The 18705-nt window shown below is 74.9% G+C and carries 16 protein-coding genes; 8 read left to right on the top strand and 8 right to left on the bottom strand.

Translation table 11 applies throughout. The features are described 5' to 3' along the window. Positions 1-160: 160 nt before the first annotated feature. Positions 161-2983 (top strand): glycosyltransferase, encoded by a 2823-nt coding sequence (locus ASD19_RS06970; protein ID WP_055990226.1) that lies wholly within the window; start codon positions 161-163, stop codon positions 2981-2983. Next, positions 2980-4374: a DUF5719 family protein gene (locus ASD19_RS06965; protein ID WP_055990223.1), complete on the top strand. Its 1395-nt coding sequence runs from the start codon at positions 2980-2982 to the stop codon at positions 4372-4374. Before ASD19_RS06970 ends, ASD19_RS06965 begins: the two co-directional genes overlap by 4 nt. A gap of 1 nt (position 4375) precedes the next feature. Here the strand turns inward: ASD19_RS06965 and ASD19_RS06960 are convergent, their stop codons facing one another. Next, a complete protein-coding gene (locus ASD19_RS06960) occupies positions 4376-4726 on the bottom strand; it encodes a hypothetical protein (protein ID WP_055990654.1) in 351 nt (116 codons plus the stop codon). 204 nt (positions 4727-4930) lie between these two features. Here ASD19_RS06960 and ASD19_RS06955 point away from each other — a divergent pair, with 204 nt between their 5' ends. Then, a complete protein-coding gene (locus ASD19_RS06955) occupies positions 4931-5140 on the top strand; it encodes a DUF3499 family protein (RefSeq protein ID WP_055990220.1) in 210 nt (69 codons plus the stop codon). Between the two features lie 310 nt (positions 5141-5450). On the opposite strand, the gene ASD19_RS06950 is transcribed toward ASD19_RS06955, so the two are convergent. Beyond that, entirely contained in the window at positions 5451-6299 is an 849-nt protein-coding gene (locus tag ASD19_RS06950; protein WP_082543033.1) for an RDD family protein, read from the bottom strand. Positions 6300-6315: 16 nt separating this feature from the next. On the opposite strand from ASD19_RS06950, the gene ASD19_RS06945 reads away from it, so the two are divergent. Both ASD19_RS06945 and ASD19_RS06940 read left to right on the top strand, forming a co-directional pair. Beyond that, on the top strand, positions 6316-7311 hold the full coding sequence (locus ASD19_RS06945; protein ID WP_055990217.1) for a stage II sporulation protein M: 996 nt from the start codon (positions 6316-6318) through the stop codon (positions 7309-7311). 34 nt (positions 7312-7345) lie between these two features. Beyond that, positions 7346-7807 (top strand): heme-degrading domain-containing protein, encoded by a 462-nt coding sequence (locus ASD19_RS06940; RefSeq protein ID WP_055990215.1) that lies wholly within the window; start codon positions 7346-7348, stop codon positions 7805-7807. A gap of 73 nt (positions 7808-7880) precedes the next feature. Here ASD19_RS06940 and aqpZ read toward each other — a convergent pair whose 3' ends face one another. The 6 genes from aqpZ to ASD19_RS06910 form a co-directional block, all read right to left on the bottom strand. After that, positions 7881-8666 (bottom strand): aquaporin Z, encoded by a 786-nt coding sequence (gene aqpZ, locus ASD19_RS06935; protein WP_082543032.1) that lies wholly within the window; start codon positions 8664-8666, stop codon positions 7881-7883. 106 nt (positions 8667-8772) lie between these two features. Continuing rightward, positions 8773-10083 carry a DUF58 domain-containing protein gene (locus ASD19_RS06930; protein ID WP_055990212.1) on the bottom strand — a complete coding sequence of 437 codons (1311 nt, stop codon included), beginning with the start codon at positions 10081-10083 and terminating at the stop codon, positions 8773-8775. Between the two features lie 11 nt (positions 10084-10094). Then, positions 10095-11087 carry an AAA family ATPase gene (locus ASD19_RS06925; RefSeq protein ID WP_055990209.1) on the bottom strand — a complete coding sequence of 331 codons (993 nt, stop codon included), beginning with the start codon at positions 11085-11087 and terminating at the stop codon, positions 10095-10097. 19 nt (positions 11088-11106) lie between these two features. Beyond that, complete coding sequence (locus ASD19_RS06920) at positions 11107-12306, bottom strand: DUF4350 domain-containing protein (protein ID WP_235562988.1); 1200 nt, start codon at positions 12304-12306, stop codon at positions 11107-11109. After that, entirely contained in the window at positions 12303-12959 is a 657-nt protein-coding gene (locus ASD19_RS06915; protein WP_082543031.1) for a DUF4129 domain-containing protein, read from the bottom strand. The genes ASD19_RS06920 and ASD19_RS06915 overlap by 4 nt, the downstream gene beginning before the upstream one ends. Further along, positions 12956-14254, bottom strand: coding sequence for a hypothetical protein (locus ASD19_RS06910; protein WP_055990206.1), 1299 nt, complete (start codon positions 14252-14254; stop codon positions 12956-12958). The genes ASD19_RS06915 and ASD19_RS06910 overlap by 4 nt, the downstream gene beginning before the upstream one ends. A gap of 188 nt (positions 14255-14442) precedes the next feature. On the opposite strand from ASD19_RS06910, the gene mtrA reads away from it, so the two are divergent. Genes mtrA through ASD19_RS06895 form a run of 3 tightly spaced genes read left to right on the top strand, consistent with a single transcriptional unit; the run spans position 14443 to position 18667 of the window. Beyond that, positions 14443-15138, top strand: coding sequence for an MtrAB system response regulator MtrA (mtrA, locus tag ASD19_RS06905; protein WP_055990203.1), 696 nt, complete (start codon positions 14443-14445; stop codon positions 15136-15138). A gap of 2 nt (positions 15139-15140) precedes the next feature. Beyond that, positions 15141-16949 (top strand): MtrAB system histidine kinase MtrB, encoded by a 1809-nt coding sequence (gene mtrB / locus ASD19_RS06900; protein WP_082543030.1) that lies wholly within the window; start codon positions 15141-15143, stop codon positions 16947-16949. Next, on the top strand, positions 16946-18667 hold the full coding sequence (locus ASD19_RS06895; RefSeq protein ID WP_055990200.1) for a GerMN domain-containing protein: 1722 nt from the start codon (positions 16946-16948) through the stop codon (positions 18665-18667). Before mtrB ends, ASD19_RS06895 begins: the two co-directional genes overlap by 4 nt. The last annotated feature ends 38 nt before the right edge of the window (positions 18668-18705 follow it).

Raw genomic sequence — 18705 nt, 5'->3', positions numbered from 1 at the left:
GACGCTCGCACGCCCGCAGACGACGGGGGCTTCTGCCGGTCGTTGAGCGGAGCGAAGCGGAGTCGAAACGGCGCCGATCCTTCCCGGCCGGCCGGGAATGTGCGTGTCTCCGGCGCGTGCCGACGGATCGGGGAGCGGGCCCGCCTAGGCTGTCCGCGACATGCCCCCCGCCGTCCACGCCATCCTCGTCGCCCGCTCCACGCCGCACGCCGCGGCCCAGCTCGAGCGCACCCTGGAGGCGCTCCGCGCCCAGGAGCGCCCCGTCGACGCACTCACGGTCGTGGTGTGCGGCCCCGCCGGGCCGCTGCGCGCCGTGATCGACGCCTCGGGCGCCGAGGGCGCGATCGAGGCCCCCGCCGGCATCTCGTTCGCCGCGGCCGTCCGCCTCGCGGCGGGGCGCGTTCCCGCCGACCGCGCCGTCTGGCTGCTCGCCCACGACACGAGCCCCGAGCCCGGAGCGCTCGCGGCGCTCGCGGCCGCCCTCGAGCGGGCTCCCTCGGTCGCGATCGCCGCTCCGAAGGTCGTGGACGCGGCCGACCCCTCGGTCATCCTGTCCCTCGGCGTGAGCATGACGCGCTTCGGGCGCACGGTGCCGCTCGCGAACGGCGAGTTCGACCAGGGCCAGCACGACGGCGACGACGACGTGCTGGGGGCCGATGTGCGCGGCCTCCTGCTCCGCAGCGACGCGCGGGCGCACCTCCTGCCTGACCCCGCGCTCGCTGGCGCCGACGAGGGCCTCGACATGGGCGTGCGCGCGCGGCTCGCCGGCCGGCGCGTCGCCCTCGCGCCGGGCGCCAGGCTCCATGCGCCGGAGGCCGGCGCCGCGGGCCTCCCCGGCCGGCCGATGGCGCGCGCCTACGCCGTGCGAACGGCGCAGCTGCACCGCCGCCTCGCCTACGCCCCGGCGTGGGCCGTCCCGCTGCACTGGCTCTCCCTGCTGCCCCTCGCGCTGTGGCGCACCCTCGTGCACCTCGTGGCCAAGACGCCCGCGCGCGTGCCCGCCGAGTGGGCCGCCGCCCTCACGGTCATGGCCCGGATCCCCGCGGTCGCGCGCTCGCGCGGCGAGATCCGCGCGATCAAGTCCGTGCCGTGGTCGCAGATCGCCGCGCTGCGCGCGACCCACGGGCAGCTGCGCGAGCGCTACGACCCGGGCGGCGGGGAGCCGGTCGTCCGTCGCGAGCTCAGGTTCTTCTCGGGCGGCGGCGCGTGGGCGGTGCTCGCGGCCCTCGTGGTGGCCGTGGCGGCGTTCCTGCCGCTGCTGGCCTGGCCCGTCCTCGGCGGGGGCGCGTTGCTGCCGCTGCGCGACACGGTCGCGGGCCTCTGGGACGACGCCGGATACGGGCTGCGCTCGCTCGGGATCGACGCGCCGTCCGCGGCCGACCCGTTCGCCACGCTGATCGCCGTCCTCGGATCGCTGTCGCCCGCGCGGCCGTCGTTCGCCATCGTGCTCGTGTGGGTGCTGGCGCTCCCGCTCGCGGTGCTGGGCGGCTGGTTCGCCGCGACGCGCGTCACCGAGCGGTCGGGCGTGCGGGTGGCGGTCGGCGTGCTCTGGGCGCTCGCGCCCACCTTCCTCACCGCGCTCGTCGAGGGTCGCCCGGCCGCCGTGCTGGTGCACATCCTGCTGCCGTGGCTGTTCTTCGCCGGGTCGGTGGCCCATCGCTCGTGGGGCGCGTCCGGCGCCGGATCCATCCTGCTCGTCGCCGTCCTGGCGTGCGCGCCGTCGCTCGCGCCCGCGCTCGCGGTGCTCTGGGCGCTGGCGCTGCTCCTGGCGATCGGGTTCCGCGCGCGACGCGGCGTCGCGCGCGTGCTGTGGCTCGTGATCCCGAGCATCCTGTTCTTCGCACCGCTCGTGCAGGCGCAGCTGTCCCGTGGCACCCCGTGGGCGCTGCTCGCCGATCCCGGCCGACCGTGGGCCGGCGGCGAGGCGGCGTCGCCGCTGCGGCTCGCGACGGGCTTCCCCACAGCGGATCCGGGCGGCTGGGGCGCGCTGCTCGCTTGGCTCGGCGCGGGCGAAGCGACGCCCGGCGCCTGGGTGCCGCTGCTGCTCCTGCCGCTCGCGGCGCTCGCGCTCGCCGCGCCGCTCACCCCGCGCTGGCGCGCGGGCGTCGGCGCCGTCGTGATCGCCACGGCGGGCCTCGTCGCCGCGCAGCTCGTGGCAGGCGTCCAGGTGGCCACCTCCGCCTCCGCACCCGTGCCGGTGTGGCCGGGCAGCGCGCTCAGCCTCGCGTGGCTCGGAGCGATCGCGGCCGCCGCGGTGACCCTGGACGCGGGCATCCTCCGCCGGGGCGCGGCCTCCGCCGCCGCCGTGCTGACCGTGGTGTGCGTCGCGGTCGTCGCCATGCCCGCGCTCACGGCGGTGGCCCGCGGCGACGCCCGCCTGACGAACGGTCCCGCCTCGACGCTGCCCGCCTACGTCACGGCCCGAGCCGCCGACGAGGAGGACCTCGGCACGTTCGTGCTGTCCGCGCAGGCGGACGGCGGCGTCGCGGCGCGCGTCGTCTGGGGTGCCAGCGAGACACTGGGCGGACAGTCCACGCTGCAGAGCACGGATCCGGACGTCGACGAGGCGGACGAGCGGCTGGCCGAGGTCGCGACCGATCTGGTGTCGGCCAGCGCGGGCGACGTGCCCGAGCGGCTGAGCGAGGCGGGCGTCCGGTTCGTGCTGCTGGAGGCCGGCGCCGGACCCGAGACCGACGCGTCGCGCACGCGGCGTCTCGAGGCCATCACGGCGATCGATCAGCGCGCGGGATTCGTGCGCGTGGGCGAGACCGCGAAGGGCGTGCTGTGGCGTCTCGAGGCCGACCCGCAGCCGCGTCCCGCGCTGGATGACCGGGAGCGCGCGACCGCGCGCCTCGCGGCCACGACGCAGCTCGCCGCGATGCTCGTGGCGCTGCTGCTCGCCGTGCCGACGTTCGCGTCCCGCCGGGAGGCCCGGCGTACGCCGCGGGTCGTCGGCCGCGGCTACGAGGAGGCGAAGCTGTGAAGAGGATCACCGTCGCCCAGCGCATCGCCGCGGCGCGCGTCGTGGTCGGGGCGGCCGTCGCCGTCGGGTCCGTGATCGCGGTGACCGCGGCCGCGGCCCTGCCCTGGCCGGACGTGGCCACCGAGCCGCGCGCGCTGGAGGTCGCCCCCCGGCCCGCCGAGACGGTTCTGGCCTGCGACGGACCCGTGCTCGCGCTCGGACGCGTGCCGGAGGACGCAGCCGCGCTCTCGGTCGCCGCGCCCGCCGACGTCACGGCAGGCGATGACGCAGGCGGGCAGCCGCCGTCCGACGCGCTCGGCCAGCCCGGCGTCGCGGGCGAGGCGGGAGCCCTTCGGCTGGTGCAGGCGCCGACCGGACGCGAGCCCGTGTCCGTCGCCGCCGCCACCTCCGCCACGCTGGGCGACGAGGACCTGGCCGGCTTCACGGCCTCCGCGTGCCGCCCCGCCCAGATGGAGTCGTGGATCGTGGGAGGCGACACCGAGACGGGAACGACCGGCATCCTGCTGATCGCGAACCCCGGCGACGTCAACGCCACCGTGCAGGTCACGTCGTACGGCGTCATGGGGCCGGTCACGCCTCCCGGCGCCGACGCGATCCCCGTGCCCGCCCGCACCCAGCTCGCCCTGCCCGTGGCCGGGTTCGCGGGGGACGAGCAGAGCCCGGTCCTGCGGATCACCGCGACCGGCGCGCCCGTGCGGGCCAGCCTGCAGTCGAGCCTGGTGCGCACGCTCGATCCGGGCGGCGTCGACAGCCAGCCGTCGGTCCGGCCCGCTCTCGTCCAGGTGATCCCCGGGCTCACCGTGACGGGCGACGTGGCCGAGACCGAGGGTGCGTCGACCATCGTCCGGCTGCTGTCGGAGGGCGACACCCCGGCGACGATCACGGTCCGCGACCAAGACGGCGAGCAGGCCATCGAACCGCAGCACGTGGACCTGGCGGCCGGAGCTCCCGTGGAGGTCGAGCTGGACGGGCTCGACGAGGGCGACTACACCGTGACGGTGGCCGCCGACGCCCCCGCCGTGGCCGCCGTGTGGCAGACCACGGGATTCGGCGCCGGCGCGGACTTCGCCTGGCACACGCCGTCGCCCGCGATCACGGAGAGCACGCTCGTCGCCGTCCCGCGGGGCGACGACGCGGCGCTGCACCTGGCCAACCCGTCGGACGAGGACGTCACGGTGTCGGTCGCCGGCGTGGGGGACGAGCCGAAGGAGTTCGACGTCCCCGCCGGGGGAGCGGCGAAGATCGGCGTCCGCGGCGACAGGCTGTACACGGTCGACCCCGCGGGAGCGTCCCTCCACGCGGCGGTGGGGTTCGCCGGGGAGTCGGCGCTGGCGTCGGTGGGCGTGTGGCCCGACGCGGCGCATCCTCGGCCCGTGACCGTCTACCCGTAGGTCAGAAGAAGCGGAAGCGGTCGGGGCCGAGGTCCCACGGGTCCCGGTCGAGGTACTCGGCCGCGGCGCGGAACACCTCGCCCTCGATCATCATGCGACGGTGCGTGTCGTCCACCCGGTGCAGGCGGTTCAGGCGCTCGATCGGCACGCGGTACATCACGATGCGCTGGGCCGCGCGGTCGATGCTCCAGCGCGGGATGCCGTCGGCGTCCGCATCGCGCGGCAGGCGGCCGATCTCGAAGCTCACGTCTCGCAGCTCCGGCCACGCCCCGCGGAGGTACTCGGCGGCGCCGCCGACGGCGACGTCGAAGCGCTCCACGCGCGTGTCGATCGGGGGGAGCGGCGGCCGCACCACCGGGCTGCGGCCCACGCGGCCGTGCCGACCGTGCCGTGCCGCGCGCCCGCGAGGGCTCGGGCGTCGCGCGCGTCCGAAGATGGCCATGCCCTCAGCCTAGGACCGATCCGGCGGCCGGCGAGCGCCCCGCCGAGCGCAGATCCGCACGCCGTCCGGCGAGGCATCCCGGGCCGCGCCCGGCCCGCGCCTAGAGTGGGCTCGATGCGTGAGAGAGTCTGCTCGAAAGTGGGTTGCGCCCGTGAGGCCGTGACCACGCTGACCTACGACTACACCGACCAGATGGCCGCCCTCGGCCCGCTCGGTGCGGCGAACAACCCCCATGCGCACGACCTCTGCGCGATCCACACCGACCGGCTGTCGGTGCCGCAGGGCTGGGTGGTCGTACGTCACGAGACGCTCCGCGCTTCCTGATCAGGAGCGTCTCGCACGCTGCGGGGCCGCAAGCGGCACCCTTGCGAGCGAGGAACGTCGCTGACGCTCCGTTCGGCAGCGCTTCGCGCTGCGGGAGTCGCTTCGCTCCACGCTCGCCTCGCTCGCACGACGGTAAGTGAGGCTGCTCGCTGTCGGCCGTGTCTGCCGGTCGTTGAGCGGAGCGAAGCGGAGTCGAAACGGGCTGAGCCGCGCGTAGCGAGTCGAAGCCGGAGTCCCAACCCGTGGTCGTTGAGCGACGAGCGCCAGCGAGGAGTCGAAACGGTTGAAGCCTCCACCGGCGCCGGCGGGGTCAGCGGGAGAGGTGGGCGACGCGGTCGGCGCGGGCGCGCAGCGCGTGGAGCTCGCGTTCGCGGCGCACGGCCACGACCGCGCGAAGCAGCGTCTCGGGATCGACCGGGGGCAGAGGCGCGACGTGGGGCGCGACCTGGTCCGCCAGCTCGCGCGCCAGGCGCTCGCGGGCCGCGGGGTGCATCGCCGCCGCACCGGCCGTGAACTGCGCGACGCGCCGCGCCAGCCGGTCCGGCAGGCGCCCGACGTCGGCGATCCGCGCCCAGCCCTCGAGTCCGGGCGGGAGCGGCATCTCGCGCGGGACCAGCTTCGGCGTGCGGGTGCGCTCCGCGTAGGTCCCCGCGACCAGGTCGCCGAGCCGCTGCGAGCGCGGGGTGAAGATCGCGACGAGCAGCGCCAGGCCCCCGAGGGTCATGTACACCTCGAGCACGCCGACCATCGCCCGGATGAACGCGTGCCGGAACGAGATCGCGCCGCCGTCGGCCCGCACGATCCGCCCGCCCACGGCCAGCTTGCCCAGGCTGCGTCCGCGCGTGACCGTCTCGACCGCGGTCGGGACCACCACGGCGAGCAGCACGAGCAGCACGATCGACAGGATCTGCACGACGTTCTCGGGCAGCACGCCGGCCATCAGCAGACCCGCCATCGCGAGCACCAGCAGCACGTAGACGACCACGGTCACGGCGACATCGATGGCCGCGCCGGCGACCCGCAGCACGAGCCCGATCGGCTGGACGTCGAGCGCGACCGCCTCGCCGGTCAGCACCTCGTCGTGCGCGACCACGACGGCGCGCGAGGAGCGATGCGGATGCCGCGCGGCGGCCGGTTCCGTGACGCCGCCAGTCGACATGCGTACAGTAAACCAGGTGGATCTCGACGCCCTCGCCGCCGCCCGACGCGCGGAGTGGGAGCGGCTCGACGAGCTGTCCCAGCGGCGCCGGCTGACAGGCGAGGAGGTCGACGAGCTCGTCGCCCGCTACCAGGCGGCCTCGGCTGATCTCGCCGACATCAAGACGTCGGCCGGCCGCACTCCGCAGGGCGATCACGTCTCGACGATGCTGGCGCGTGCGCGGCTGGCGCTCACCGGCGCATCCGACAACGTCCTGCGGCAGCTGCCGCGGTTCTTCCTGCATCAGCTCCCGGCGGCGCTCCACCGCGTGCGGTGGACCACGCTCGCGATCGCGCTGGCGTTCCTCGCGACCGCCGCGCTGTCCGCGGCGTGGATCGCGGGCGACCCCGCCGTGGTCGCGACGCTGGGCAGCGAGGCGCAGCTCGAGCAGTACGCCGAGGAGGAGTTCACGGACTACTACACCGAGAACCCCGCGGCCGTGTTCGCGGGGATGGTGTGGACCAACAACGCCTGGATCGCGGCGCAGTGCGTCCTGTTCGGCGTGACCGGGCTGTTCCCGCTGTACGTGCTGGTGCAGAACGCGGTCGGCGTCGGGACGGCCGCGGCCGTGATGACCGCCTACGACCGGCTCGACGTGATGATCCTGTACATCCTGCCCCACGGCCTGCTGGAGCTGACGTGCATCTTCGTCGCGGCGGCCGCGGGCCTGCACGTGTTCTGGGCGTGGGTCGCGCCCGGGCCGCGGACGCGCGGCGCCGCGCTGGCCGCCGAGGGCCGCGCGCTCGCCACGGTGGCGATCGGCCTGGTGTTCGCGCTCGCGATCGCAGGCGCCGTGGAGGGGTTCGTGACCGGACAGCCGTGGCCGTGGTGGCTGAAGATCGGCATCGGGGCGCTCGCGCTCGGCGTGCTGCTGTTCTGGATGCTCGTGCTCGGCCGCCGCGCGGCCCGGGCCGGCGAGACCGGCGACCTCACCGAGTACGAGGCGGGCACCCCGACTCTCGTCGCGGGCTGAACGGTGCGGGCGCGGGTCATGGCACGCTGGTGCCATGACCGACATCGACGTCGCCCTGGTCGCCCGGCTCGAGGCCGAGGAGCGCGAGCTCGTGCTCGAGTCCTTCACGCACGAGGAGGCGTGGGAGCTCGGGTGCCTGCTGGTCGAGCTGGCCGCCGAGCGCGAGCTGCCGGTGACCATCGACATCCGCAAGGGGACGCAGCAGGTCTTCCACGCCGCGCGCGAGGGCGCCGTCGCCGACAACGACTCGTGGATCGAGCGCAAGGTCCGCACGGTCTATCGCTTCGGCGCGTCCTCGTACCTGGTCGGGCGTCGTCACGGCGACGCGTTCAACGAGATCCACGACCTGCCGCTGTCGGAGTACGCGGCGCACGGCGGCGCGTTCCCGATCCGGGTCCGCGGCGTCGGGATCGTCGGCGTAGTCACGGTGTCCGGCCTGCCGCAGGCCGACGACCACGCGCTCGTCTTCGAGGCCCTCCGTCGTTTCGCCTCGTGACCGCGCCCCCGCGAAGCGGTGCCGTCCGGCCCATATCGCGGGTGAGAAGGGCCGGACGGCACCGGAACGGCCGCTAGGCGCGGACGGAGTCGAACAGCGCCTTGTAGGCGAAGCCGGCGAGCAGCGCGCCCACGATCGGGAACACCAGGAACACCCACAGCTGGGCGAGCGCCTCGCCGCCGCCGTAGATCGCCGAGGCGATCGAGCGGGCGGGGTTCACCGAGGTGTTGTCGACCGGGATGCTGATGAAGTGGATGAGCGCGAGCGACAGGCCGATCGCCAGGCCCGCGAGAGGCGTGCCGCGGGTGGGGTGGGTCACCCCGAGGATGATGAGCAGGAACAGGCCGGTGAGCACGACCTCCGCGATGATCGCGGCGGGAAGGCCGAAGCCGGCGGGTGACAGGTTGTCCCAGCCGTTGCTCGCGAAGCCCGCGTCCTGCGCCGTGATGAGCCAGTCGGCGGGTCCGAACAGGCCGATCAGCACCAGGAGGGTCGTGGCGATCGCGCCGCCGACCACCTGCGCGACGATGTAGCCGCCGGTCTCGCGCCACGGGAAGCGGCCCGCCGCGGCCAGGCCGAGCGTGACCGCCGGGTTGAAGTGACCGCCCGAGATCGGACCGAACGCGTACGCGCCCACCACGACCGTCAGGCCGAACGCGAGCGCGACCGCGGTGTACACGGCCGCCGGGGTGTCGGCGAAGTGATTCGAGGCGAAGACCGCCGTGCCGACGCCGCCGAACACGAGCAGCAGCGTGCCGAAGGCCTCGGCCACCAGCTTGGAGGTGGGCGTCGGGTCGGCGGGCGGGGTGTGGGCGAGCTCTGTGGGCTCGACGGGGATCTCGGGGTTCGGATCGGTCATGCTCGTCCTCTCGTGTGGCGGTCTTCTCGCATGCTGTCAGCGCGTCATCGGGGGCGGCAAGCGACGCGACGAAGGTTTCACGAACGCGTCATTCCGGGCCCGCGGGTCAGAGCCGGCCCGCGGCCTTGAGCGCCAGGTAGCGGTCTGCGATGCGCGGCGGCAGGTCGTCCGGGGGCGCGGCGAGGGCCTCGGCGCCGGCCCGCGTGATGGCGCGCGCGACGCGCCCCGCGGTGCGCAGCGCCGCCTCGGCGGCCGCCGCCCGGTAGAGGTCCTCGACGGATCCCCGGGCGCGGGCGGTGCTCTCGAGGTCTGCATCTGTCGCGGTGCCGACCAGCACCACGGTCCCGGCCCGCACCGTCTGCGGCAGGGTGCCCAGGAACCCGCGTGCGGCCTCGGGCGCCTCCTGCGCGGTCAGCACGACCAGCAGGGACGGATGCACGGCGAGTGCGCGCGCCTGGGCGAATGCGCCGTCCCAGTCCGTGTCGATCAGCTGCGCCTCGACGGGCGCGAGCGCGTCCACGAGCGCCGGCAGCAGCGCCGGGCCGTCCACCCCGGTGACGCGGGCGCGCACGACGCGGTCGAACGCCACGAGATGCACGTGATCGCCCGCCCGCGCCGCCAGGGCCGCCAGCAGCAGCGCCGACTCGAACGCCGCGTCGAGCCGCGTGCCGTCGCCGACGCGCGTGGCCGCGGTGCGGCCCGTGTCGATCACGATCACGACGTGCCGGTCGCGTTCGGGGCGCCAGGTGCGCAGCATCGTGGTGCTCGCACGGGCCGTGGCTCGCCAGTCGATCGAGCGCACGTCGTCGCCGCGCACGTACTCCCGCAGCGAGTCGAATTCCGTGCCCCGGCCCCGCACCTGAACGCTCGTGTTGCCGTCGAGCTCCCGCAGCCGCACGAGGCGCGACGGCAGGTGCCGCCGCGCGTGGAACGGCGGCAGCACCCGGATCGCGCCCGGCGCGTCCATCCGCCTCTGCACTCCCGCGAGCCCGAGCGGGCCCACCGACCGGATGATCGCGAACTCGGTCCGCAGCTCGCCGCGGCGCCGGGGGAGCAGCGGGAGGCGGGCCGTGCGCGCCTCGTGCGGCGGCACGTCGAACCGCAGCCGCGCGGCCGGCGCGCCGGCCGTCGGCTGCCACGCGTCGCGAACGGTGGCCCGGATGCGGCGGGCACCGCGGTTGGCGAGCCGCAGCCGCACCTCCACGGGCTCGCCGAGCCGCACGCGCGCGGGCATCGATCGATCGAGCGAGAGCGCGCGCGGATCGGGCGCGGCCGCGACATCCGCCGCCACCAGCGCCACGCAGAGCACGAGCCAGGCGCCGACCACGAGCCACGCGTTCACGCCCATCGCCGTCAGCGGCACGAGCGGCAGGACGCCCGCGGCGACGATCCAGGGGACCAGAGCGGTGAGGTACACGGCGGCGCGGCTCAGAGCGGCACGGGCGTCTGCTGCAGCACCGAACCGAGCACGGCGTCGACCGTGACGCCCTCGATCTCGGCGTCGGGGCGCAGCCGGATGCGGTGGCGCCACACCGGCACGAGCATGGCCTGCACGTGATCCGGCGTGATCGCGGGGTAGCCGCCCAGCCAGGCCCATGCCTTGGCGGCCGCGAGCAGCGCGGTCGCGGCGCGCGGGCTCGCGCCGAGCTGGACGGACGGACTCTGCCGCGTCGCGCGCGCCAGGTCGACGACGTAGCCCAGCACGTCGTCCGTGACCGTCACGGCCGCGGCGGACCGCTGGGCGGCGCGGATCTCGTCGGGCGACACCACGGCCGCGACGCCCTCGAGCTCGCGCGGCGAGAACCCGTCGGCGTGGCGGCGCAGCACCGCCACCTCCGACTCCCGGGGCGGCACGTCGATCAGCAGCTTGATCAGGAACCGGTCGAGCTGCGCCTCGGGCAGCGTGTACGTGCCCTCGTGCTCGATCGGGTTCTGTGTGGCGCACACCAGGAACGGCTCCGGCAGCGGGCGCGTCACGCCGTCCGCCGAGACCTGGCGCTCCTCCATCGCCTCGAGCAGCGCCGCCTGCGTCTTCGGCGGCGTGCGGTTGATCTCGTCGGCGAGCACGATGTTCGTGAAGACCGGGCCCTCGCGGAACTCGAACTCGCCCGCCTTGGCGTCGTAGATCAGCGATCCCGATACGTCCCCCGGCATGAGGTCGGGGGTGAACTGGATCCGCTTGGTGTCCAGGCCCAGGGCGCGGCTGAAGGTGCGCACGAGCAGGGTCTTGGCCACGCCGGGGACGCCCTCGAGCAGCACGTGGCCGCGCGCCAGCAGCGCGATCAGCAGGCCGCTCACGGCGCCATCCTGCCCGACGACCGCCTTACCGACTTCCAGCCGCACGCGGTGCATCGCCTGGCGGAGCGCGTCGGCGGATCCGGCGTCGACGACGGTCGTGCCGGCGGCTGCGGTGTTCTCCATGCTTGTCCTCTCGGTGATGTCAGCGGGCGGAAGGCCCGGACGTGGTGCGGACGGCCGCCTCGACGGCGTCCTCCAGATCGCGAAGCCGGGTGCCGAACTCGGCCAGGTCGGCGTCGGTGGCGGGGGAGTCCTCGAGGATCGCGCGGATCACGGCGGCGCGCCCGCCGACCCGGACGGCGGCCGCGTCGGCGACCTCGGCGCGCGACGCCGTGGCGGCCAGGCCGAGGCGGCGCGCCATCCGCTCCGTCGCCCCGTCGCGCAGCAGGGCGGCGGCGTGAGGGGGATCCGCGGCACGCGCGTACAGCCGTGCCCGCCCCTCGAGCGTCTCGCTGCCCCGCACGGTCACGGGCAGGCGCTCGGCGACCAGCGGACCGAACCGCCGCCCGCGCCAGACCGCCGCGGCGAGGCCCGCGACCAGCAGAAGCACGATGGCGGGCGTGAGCCAGGGCGGGACCAGGTCGCCCAGCTGAGGTGCGGCCTCGCCGTCGTCGGCGTCGGCGAGCGACGGGACGAACCAGACGACCCGGTCGTGCGTGCCGATCAGGCCCAGCCCGAGCGCGGCGTTGCCCTCCGCGGCGAGGTGCGCGTTGTCGAAGAGCTCGGTGCCGTCGATCAGCGTGACCGGTGACGGCCGCTCGCTGCGCAGGAGCGCGTGCCCGTCGCCGACCGGGTAGCAGCCCGTCACACCGCTCGGGGCGGTGAAGCCGCGACCCGGCAGGATGGCGCCCGCGCGCTCGGCGGCGGGCAGCGCGCAGGCCGGCTCGACCGGCCCGTCGCCGAAGCCGGAGTGCTCCGCGCCGGGAGCGAGCAGAGCCGCGGTCTCGGCGCTCGGGTCCAGGACGACGGTGTCGTCCGCGGCGTCCGCGAGCGCGAGGATCGTGTCGTCGGACAGGTACCAGGGGTCGGTGATCACCAGCGTGGTCCCCGGCGTCTCGAGCGCGGCGAGCGCCTGGCCGCGCCGGTCGGCCTCGACGACCTCGACGCCCTGCTCGCGCAGGATGGAGACGATGGCGCGCGCGCCGTCGGGACCGGCCCCTTCGGGATCGAGCGGCTCGCGCTCCCTCCAGCCGTCCGAGCTCAGGAGCGTGACGACGGCGCCGATCAGCACCACCGCGACCCCGATCAGGACCCAGCCGAGCGCGGACCGCGCCCGCGTGCGTCGCTCGCCGATCTCGGCCGCGAAGGGGTCGGCGCCTGCGGTCCGGTCGACCGCGGTCACGCGCCGACCGCCTCGCGGGTCGGCACGGTGCGGGCCAGCCGCTCGTCGAGCGCGGCCACGGCGGCGTACAGCTCCGCGGTGCCGGGCCGCCGCAGGTAGCGCACGTCGTCGAAGGCGCGCGCGGCGTCGTGCAGCGCGGCCTCCTCAGGCGGGAACGCCGGGACGGCGCGCCGCGCCAGTCCCTGCGCGGTCGTGCCGGGCGGCGCCTCGAGGACCCCGCGCTCCTCGAGGCCTCGGGCCAGTGCGCGGAAGCGGACGACGACCGCGGCATCCCATTCGCCCGCGGCAGCATGCGAGGCCGCGGCCGCGCGCAGCTCGGCCGCCGACCGGGACTCCGCCTCGCCGAACAGCAGCGCGGAGCGCTCGGCGGTGCGGTGCGCCAGGCGCGGACGGCCCCAGATCAGGACGGCGGCCACCACGAGCCCGATCGCGAGCACGACCGCCGCGACAGCGAGCACCGGGCTCCACTCGAGGTCGCCGCGCGGCGTCAGCAGGTCGGTGAAGAAGTCGGCGATCGTCCGCGCGATGCGGTCGATGAGCGTCGGCTCCGCCGCGTCGTACGCGGGATCCGCCAGCTCACGCTCGGCCCACTCGCGCGCCTCGTCGCGGTCGGGATCCAGACCGCCGGGCATGGGAGCCGCGAGCGCCGTCACGAGCCTCCCGCCCCGGGCGGCGGAGGCGGCGCCGGCCAGGCCGGCCCGGGCGCGGCCGGCGGATTCCCCTGCACGGGCGGATACGCGGCCGGCGGGTGCGGCTGCGCCGGCGGATACGCCGCCGGCGGGTACCCCTGCGCCGGCGGGTGCTGCGCTGCCGGGTACCCCTGCGTCGGCGGGTGCTGCTGCGGCGGGTATGGCTGCCCGGGCGGGTACGCGCCCGGATGATAGGTCGCGCGCGGCGGCGCCACGTGCGACGGGTCGTAGGCCCAGGGGTCCGGGAGCGCGGTCGCGCCCAGCTCGCGCTGCTCGATGTACGCCTGCAGCCGCAGGTCGAGCCCCTCACGCCGCATCCGGGCGTCGACGTACATGAGCGCGCCGCCCGTCGCGACCACGATCGTGCCGATCGCCGACACGAGCACCTGGAGCGCGGCGCTCACGACGGCGACCGCGACAGCGATGCCGATCGCGGGGCCGGGATCGGCCGCGCTCGCGCCGAACGGCATCACGATCGCCGGCAGGAAGGACGACGCGATCTGCAGCGGGAAGCCGACGACGCTCGAGGCGACCCCGACCAGGAGATTGATCAGGATCATGACGCCGAACGTGGGCCAGAAGCGCCCGCGCGTCAGGACCCAGGAGCGCCGGATGCCCGTGATCGGGCCGACCGCCTCGAGGACGATCGCGGACGGGACCAGATACAGCTTCGTGCCGAGCCACGCCCACAGCGGGAACAGCGCCAGCAGCAGCGGGATCGCGAGCATCATGAGGCCCCACTGCTCGGTGGCCGCCCCCGCGACCATGGGCACCGCGACGACGAGCGCGATGACCGCCCCGGCGAGCAGCTGCAGCGCGAACCAGCCGGCGAGGCGCCAGAACGCGGGGCGCACGACGGCCCAGAGCTGGCGCAGCGTGGCGCGCTCCCCGACGACGGCGCGGGAGACCTCCGCCACGACCACGCCCTGCACGATCACGCTGACGGCGCTCAGGGCGAGCGAGGTCAGGATCGTCACGACCACCGTGATGGCGGTCGACCCGGCGAAGATCGCCTCGAAGTCCTCGGACGAGGGCGCGACGGTGTCGAGACGGCCGAACGTGAGCGCCGCGACGCCGCCGATGACGGCGAGCCCGATCAGCGAGGCGGCCGCCTGCACGCCCACGGCGAAGCCGAGCAGCACCTTGGGATTGCCGCGCAGGGCCGTGAACGAGCGACCCAGCGCCGTGCCGAACCCGTACGGATACAGGGGCACGAGCCCGGCCCGCGGGGCCGGCGTCCACCCGGGCGTGCTGGTCACGTGTTCCTCCTCGACGCCGCCCGGCGGCACTCGTCCGCCCGGCGCTGCTGGCAGGGGAGTCGCAGCAGCCACTCCCGCGTCAAACGTTACAGAACAGGGGTCGTCGTCTAGGCTGATCGGGTCCCTGACCTTCCGCGGCCAGGGATCCGTTTTCAGTCGCGGATTCGAGCAAAGGATCTTCGCACTCCATGACCGCCCGCATCCTGGTCGTCGACGATGACACCGCCCTCGCCGAGATGATCGGCATCGTGCTGCGCACGGAGGGCTTCGAGACGCTGTTCTGCGCCGACGGCGAGCTCGCCGTCGACATGTGGCGGCAGGAGCGTCCGGACCTCGTGCTGCTCGACCTGATGCTGCCCGGCAAGGACGGCATCGAGATCTGCACCGAGATCCGTGCCGAGTCGGGCGTGCCGATCATCATGCTGACCGCGCGCGCCGACACCGCCGACGTGGTCAACGGGCTCGAGGCCGGAGCCGACGACTACATCGTCAAGCCGTTCAATCCCAAGGAGCTGGTCGCGCGCATCCGCACGCGCCTGCGCCCGGCGCCCGAGGCGTCCAGCGCCATCCTGCGGATCGGCGACCTGACCGTCGACGTGGCCGCGCACGAGGTGCGCCGCGGCCAGACCGCGATCGCCCTGACCCCGCTCGAGTTCGAGCTGCTCGTGGCGCTGGCGTCCAAGCCGCAGCAGGTGTTCTCGCGCGAGGAGCTGCTCGAGCAGGTGTGGGGCTACCACTACAAGGCCGACACCCGGCTCGTGAACGTGCACGTGCAGCGCCTGCGCGCCAAGATCGAGCTCGACCCCGACAACCCCAAGATCGTCACCACGGTGCGGGGCGTCGGCTACCGCGCCGGCGCCGTCACCGGCGCCGCCGCGTCCTAGTCATGCCGGGCGCAGCGGCACCGGCGCTGTTCGCGTGGCGTTCGCCGCGCACCTGGCCCGCCCGGCTGCTGCAGCTCTGGACGCGCTCCCTGCAGTTCCGCACGATCCTCATCACGACGGCGCTGACCGCCATCACGATCACGGTCGCGTGTCTCTGGATGGCGCTGGCGATCCAGAACGACCTGTTCCAGAACCGGCGCGACGAGGTGCTCAGCGATGCGCAGCGCGCCGTGCAGGACGCCCAGGCGACGCTCGACGCGTCGGAGCTGGCGACCAGCCGCGCCCAGATGCAGCAGCTGTGGAGCGCCACGATCGACGACATCGCGCGGCTCGCGACCACGGACCTGATCGCCGGCTTCCGCATCGAGGACGAGCCCGTGCCGCTCGCGCCGCCCGACTTCGGACTGGGGGGTCTGGCGGCCGAGGCCGTCTCGCCCGGGCTGCGCGAGCTGGTGCGCGAGAACGGGGACGAGCGCCAGTGGTGGCAGTCGATCGGTCTGCAGGACGCCGAGGGCGACGTGCTCGCGGGCATCCTCGTCGGCCAGCAGCTGCGCGTTCCCGGCGTCGGGGCGTACGAGCTGTACATGGCGTACGACCTCGCGGAGGAGGCCGAGACCCTCGAGTTCGTCCAGCGCACGCTGTGGGGGTCGGGCGTTGCGATGGTGCTGATCGTCGTCGCGATCCTGTGGCTCGTGATGCGCGCGCTGTCCATCCCCATCGTGGAGGCCTCCGCCACGAGCGCGCGACTCGCGGCGGGAGACCTCAAGGTGCGGATCCCCGTGCACGGCGAAGACGAGCTCGCCACGCTCGGCCGCTCGTTCAACGCCATGGCGGACAGCATCGAATCGCAGATCCAGGAGCTGGCGGACCTGTCGCTCGTGCAGCAGCGCTTCGTGTCCGACGTCTCGCACGAGCTGCGCACGCCCCTGACGACCATCCGCCTGGCGGCCTCGATCATCCACGACCGCCGGGGCGAGTTCGACCAGGCCACCGCGCGCGCCGCGGAGCTCCTGCACGCGCAGGTCGCGCGGTTCGAGGGGCTGCTCACCGACCTGCTCGAGATCAGCCGGTACGACGCGGGCTCCGTCCAGCTGGAGCTCGAGGCCACCAGCCTCGCGCACCTCGCGGAGGACGTGCTCGAGTCCATGCGGCAGGTGGCCGAGCAGCACGGCACCGAGCTGCGATTCGTGGCCCCCGGCGGTTACTCGCCCGTGGACATGGATCCGCGCCGCGTGCGGCGCATCCTGCGGAACCTGCTGGGCAACGCGATCGAGCACGGCGAGGGACGCCCCATCGTGGTCACGGTGGACAGCAATCCGCACGCGGTCGCCGTGGGCGTGCGGGACTACGGCATGGGCATGTCGGCCGCCGACGCCGAGCGCGTGTTCGACCGGTTCTGGCGCGCGGATCCGTCGCGCAAGCGCACGCTCGGCGGCACGGGCCTCGGGCTGTCGATCGCGCTCGGCGACGCCAAGCTGCACGGCGGCACGCTCGAGGTGTGGTCGCAGCTGGGCGCCGGCACGAACTTCGTGCTGACGCTGCCGCGGCGCGACGGCCGCCTGGACGGTCCGTCGCCCGTCCCGCTGGAGCCGTCGGAGGAGTCTCTGTCGGCGGCGCTCGGAGCGACCCAGCCGATCCTGACGCTCGATCCCTCCGAGGTGGAGGAGCTCGACGACGTCGGGCAGCTGCGCGACCTGCGCGAGCTCGACGGCGTGGCGGAGCGGGGCGCGCCGGAGGCGCGGCGCCACGGCGACGAGCCGGGCGGCGGGTCCCACGACGGGCCCCAGGACGACGGAGGGGAGCGGTCATGACCGGGCGGAACACCACGCGCCGGGGGCGCGCGCGGCTCCTGCTGCTCGCGCTCGCCGTGGCGCTGACGGGATGCACGGGCCTGCCGACGTCGGGCGAGGTGACCGCGGGCCTGGTCCCCGGGGCGGCGCCGGAGGAGCCCGACACCCAGTTCTTCCCGCTCGCGCCGACGGCGGGCGCCACGCCCGAGCAGATCGTGACGGGCTTCATCGAGGCCGCGCTCTCGCCGGTCGACGGATGGGAGACCGCGCGGCTGTTCCTCTCGAGGGACCTCGCGGCGACCTGGCGGCCCGAGGCGGGCGTCACGGTCGATGCCGCCGACGCGCGGCGCACCCAGGTGGACGAGGAGACCGGTCTCGTGACCCTGACGGTCGCGCCCACCGCGACCGTGGACGAGCACGGCACATACACGACGTCGGCATCCGGCTCGGTCGACCTGCAGTTCCGCGTGGCGCAGCGCGAGGACGGCGAGTGGCGCATCGTCGAGGCGCCCGACGGCATCGTGCTCGACCGCCAGAACTTCCCCGTGGTGTTCAACCCGCACCCGCTGGCGTACTTCGACCCGACGTGGAGCTTCCTGGTGCCGGATGTCCGGTGGTTCCCGACCAGCGGCAACACCGCGACGTCCATCGTCCGGGAGCTCGTGGACGGCGCGCCCAGCCCGTGGCTCGCGGGCTCGGTGGCCAGCGCCTTCGCGCAGGACATCGACCTGCAGACCGACGCCGTGCCCGTCGACACCGATCAGGTGGCGCACGTCGAGCTGAACTCGGTGGCCGCCGGCGCCGACGCCACGGCCCTCGGACGGATGCTCGCGCAGCTCGACGCGAGTCTGGCGAACACGGGCGTGCAGAGCGTGCGGCTCACGACCGGCAGCGACACGCGGCCCGTCGATGTCGAGCCCGTGCCCGTGTCGCAGACGCGGCCGGACTCCCGCGCCCTCGTGCTGCGCGAGGACGAGTTCGGCTTCCTGTCGGGATCCGAGCTCACCCCCATCGACGGACTGAGCCCCACCCTGCTCGACATCCCCGCCGACATCGAGGCGATCTCGGTCTCGCCGGACCAGCAGGTCGCGGCGGTCAAGCTCGGCACCGGCCTGGTGTCGCGCGTGACCTCCGACGGCAACGTCGACACGGTCGACGAACGCGGCGGCCAGATCGAGCCCCTCATCGACCCGTTCGGGTACGTCTGGACGGTCGTGGGCCGCAGCCCCGGCGAGGTGACCGCGTGGAACGCCGACCTGGAGCCCTTCGCGATCGAGGGGGCGTGGCCCGAGGCCGACGCCGTGCGCGCCTGGGCCATGTCGCGCGACGGGTCGCGGATCGCGGCGCTCGTCACCACGGGCGGCCAGCACCTCGCGGTCGTGGCCAGCGTGCGTCGGGACCGCTCGGGCAACCCCGCCGGGCTCGGCCCCGCCATGCGGGTCACCGAGCTCGCGCAGGCGGGGGTCGCGGTCGCCTGGATCGAGGACGCGCGCATCGGCGTGGTCACGAGCGACGGCGAAACCTGGCGCGTGGTCGAACAGCAGATCGGCGGCCCCGCCGAGGTGTCCGACGCGCCGGCCGGCACCGCGTCGATCGCCTTCGGGACGCAGGACTCCTCCGTGCGGCTGCTGACGGAGGAGGGAGTGATGTACATGCGTCGGGGCTCGTCGTGGCAGCAGACCGGGGCCGATGTCCAGGTGCTCGCCACTCAGATGGGCACGCCGCCGCGCACGGGCTGACCGCTCGTCCCCAGCGCGACCTCGCCGGCGGCTCTCCG

Origin of the sequence: Microbacterium sp. Root53, from assembly GCF_001426925.1 — a bacterium.
Taxonomy (GTDB): Bacteria; Actinomycetota; Actinomycetes; order Actinomycetales; family Microbacteriaceae; genus Microbacterium.
This window is presented reverse-complemented; position numbering and strand designations above follow the sequence as displayed.

Bases quoted from the DNA above. Each gene is read 5' to 3' on its own strand.
- aqpZ (WP_082543032.1), bottom strand. From the start codon at position 8,666: ATGACCGATCCGAACCCCGAGATCCCCGTCGAGCCCACAGAGCTCGCC.
- ASD19_RS06895 (WP_055990200.1), top strand. From the start codon at position 16,946: ATGACCGGGCGGAACACCACGCGCCGGGGGCGCGCGCGGCTCCTGCTG.
- ASD19_RS06940 (WP_055990215.1), top strand. From the start codon at position 7,346: ATGACCGACATCGACGTCGCCCTGGTCGCCCGGCTCGAGGCCGAGGAG.
- mtrB (WP_082543030.1), top strand. From the start codon at position 15,141: ATGCCGGGCGCAGCGGCACCGGCGCTGTTCGCGTGGCGTTCGCCGCGC.
- ASD19_RS06970 (WP_055990226.1), top strand. From the start codon at position 161: ATGCCCCCCGCCGTCCACGCCATCCTCGTCGCCCGCTCCACGCCGCAC.
- ASD19_RS06955 (WP_055990220.1), top strand. From the start codon at position 4,931: ATGCGTGAGAGAGTCTGCTCGAAAGTGGGTTGCGCCCGTGAGGCCGTG.
- mtrA (WP_055990203.1), top strand. From the start codon at position 14,443: ATGACCGCCCGCATCCTGGTCGTCGACGATGACACCGCCCTCGCCGAG.
- ASD19_RS06950 (WP_082543033.1), bottom strand. From the start codon at position 6,299: ATGTCGACTGGCGGCGTCACGGAACCGGCCGCCGCGCGGCATCCGCAT.
- ASD19_RS06925 (WP_055990209.1), bottom strand. From the start codon at position 11,087: ATGGAGAACACCGCAGCCGCCGGCACGACCGTCGTCGACGCCGGATCC.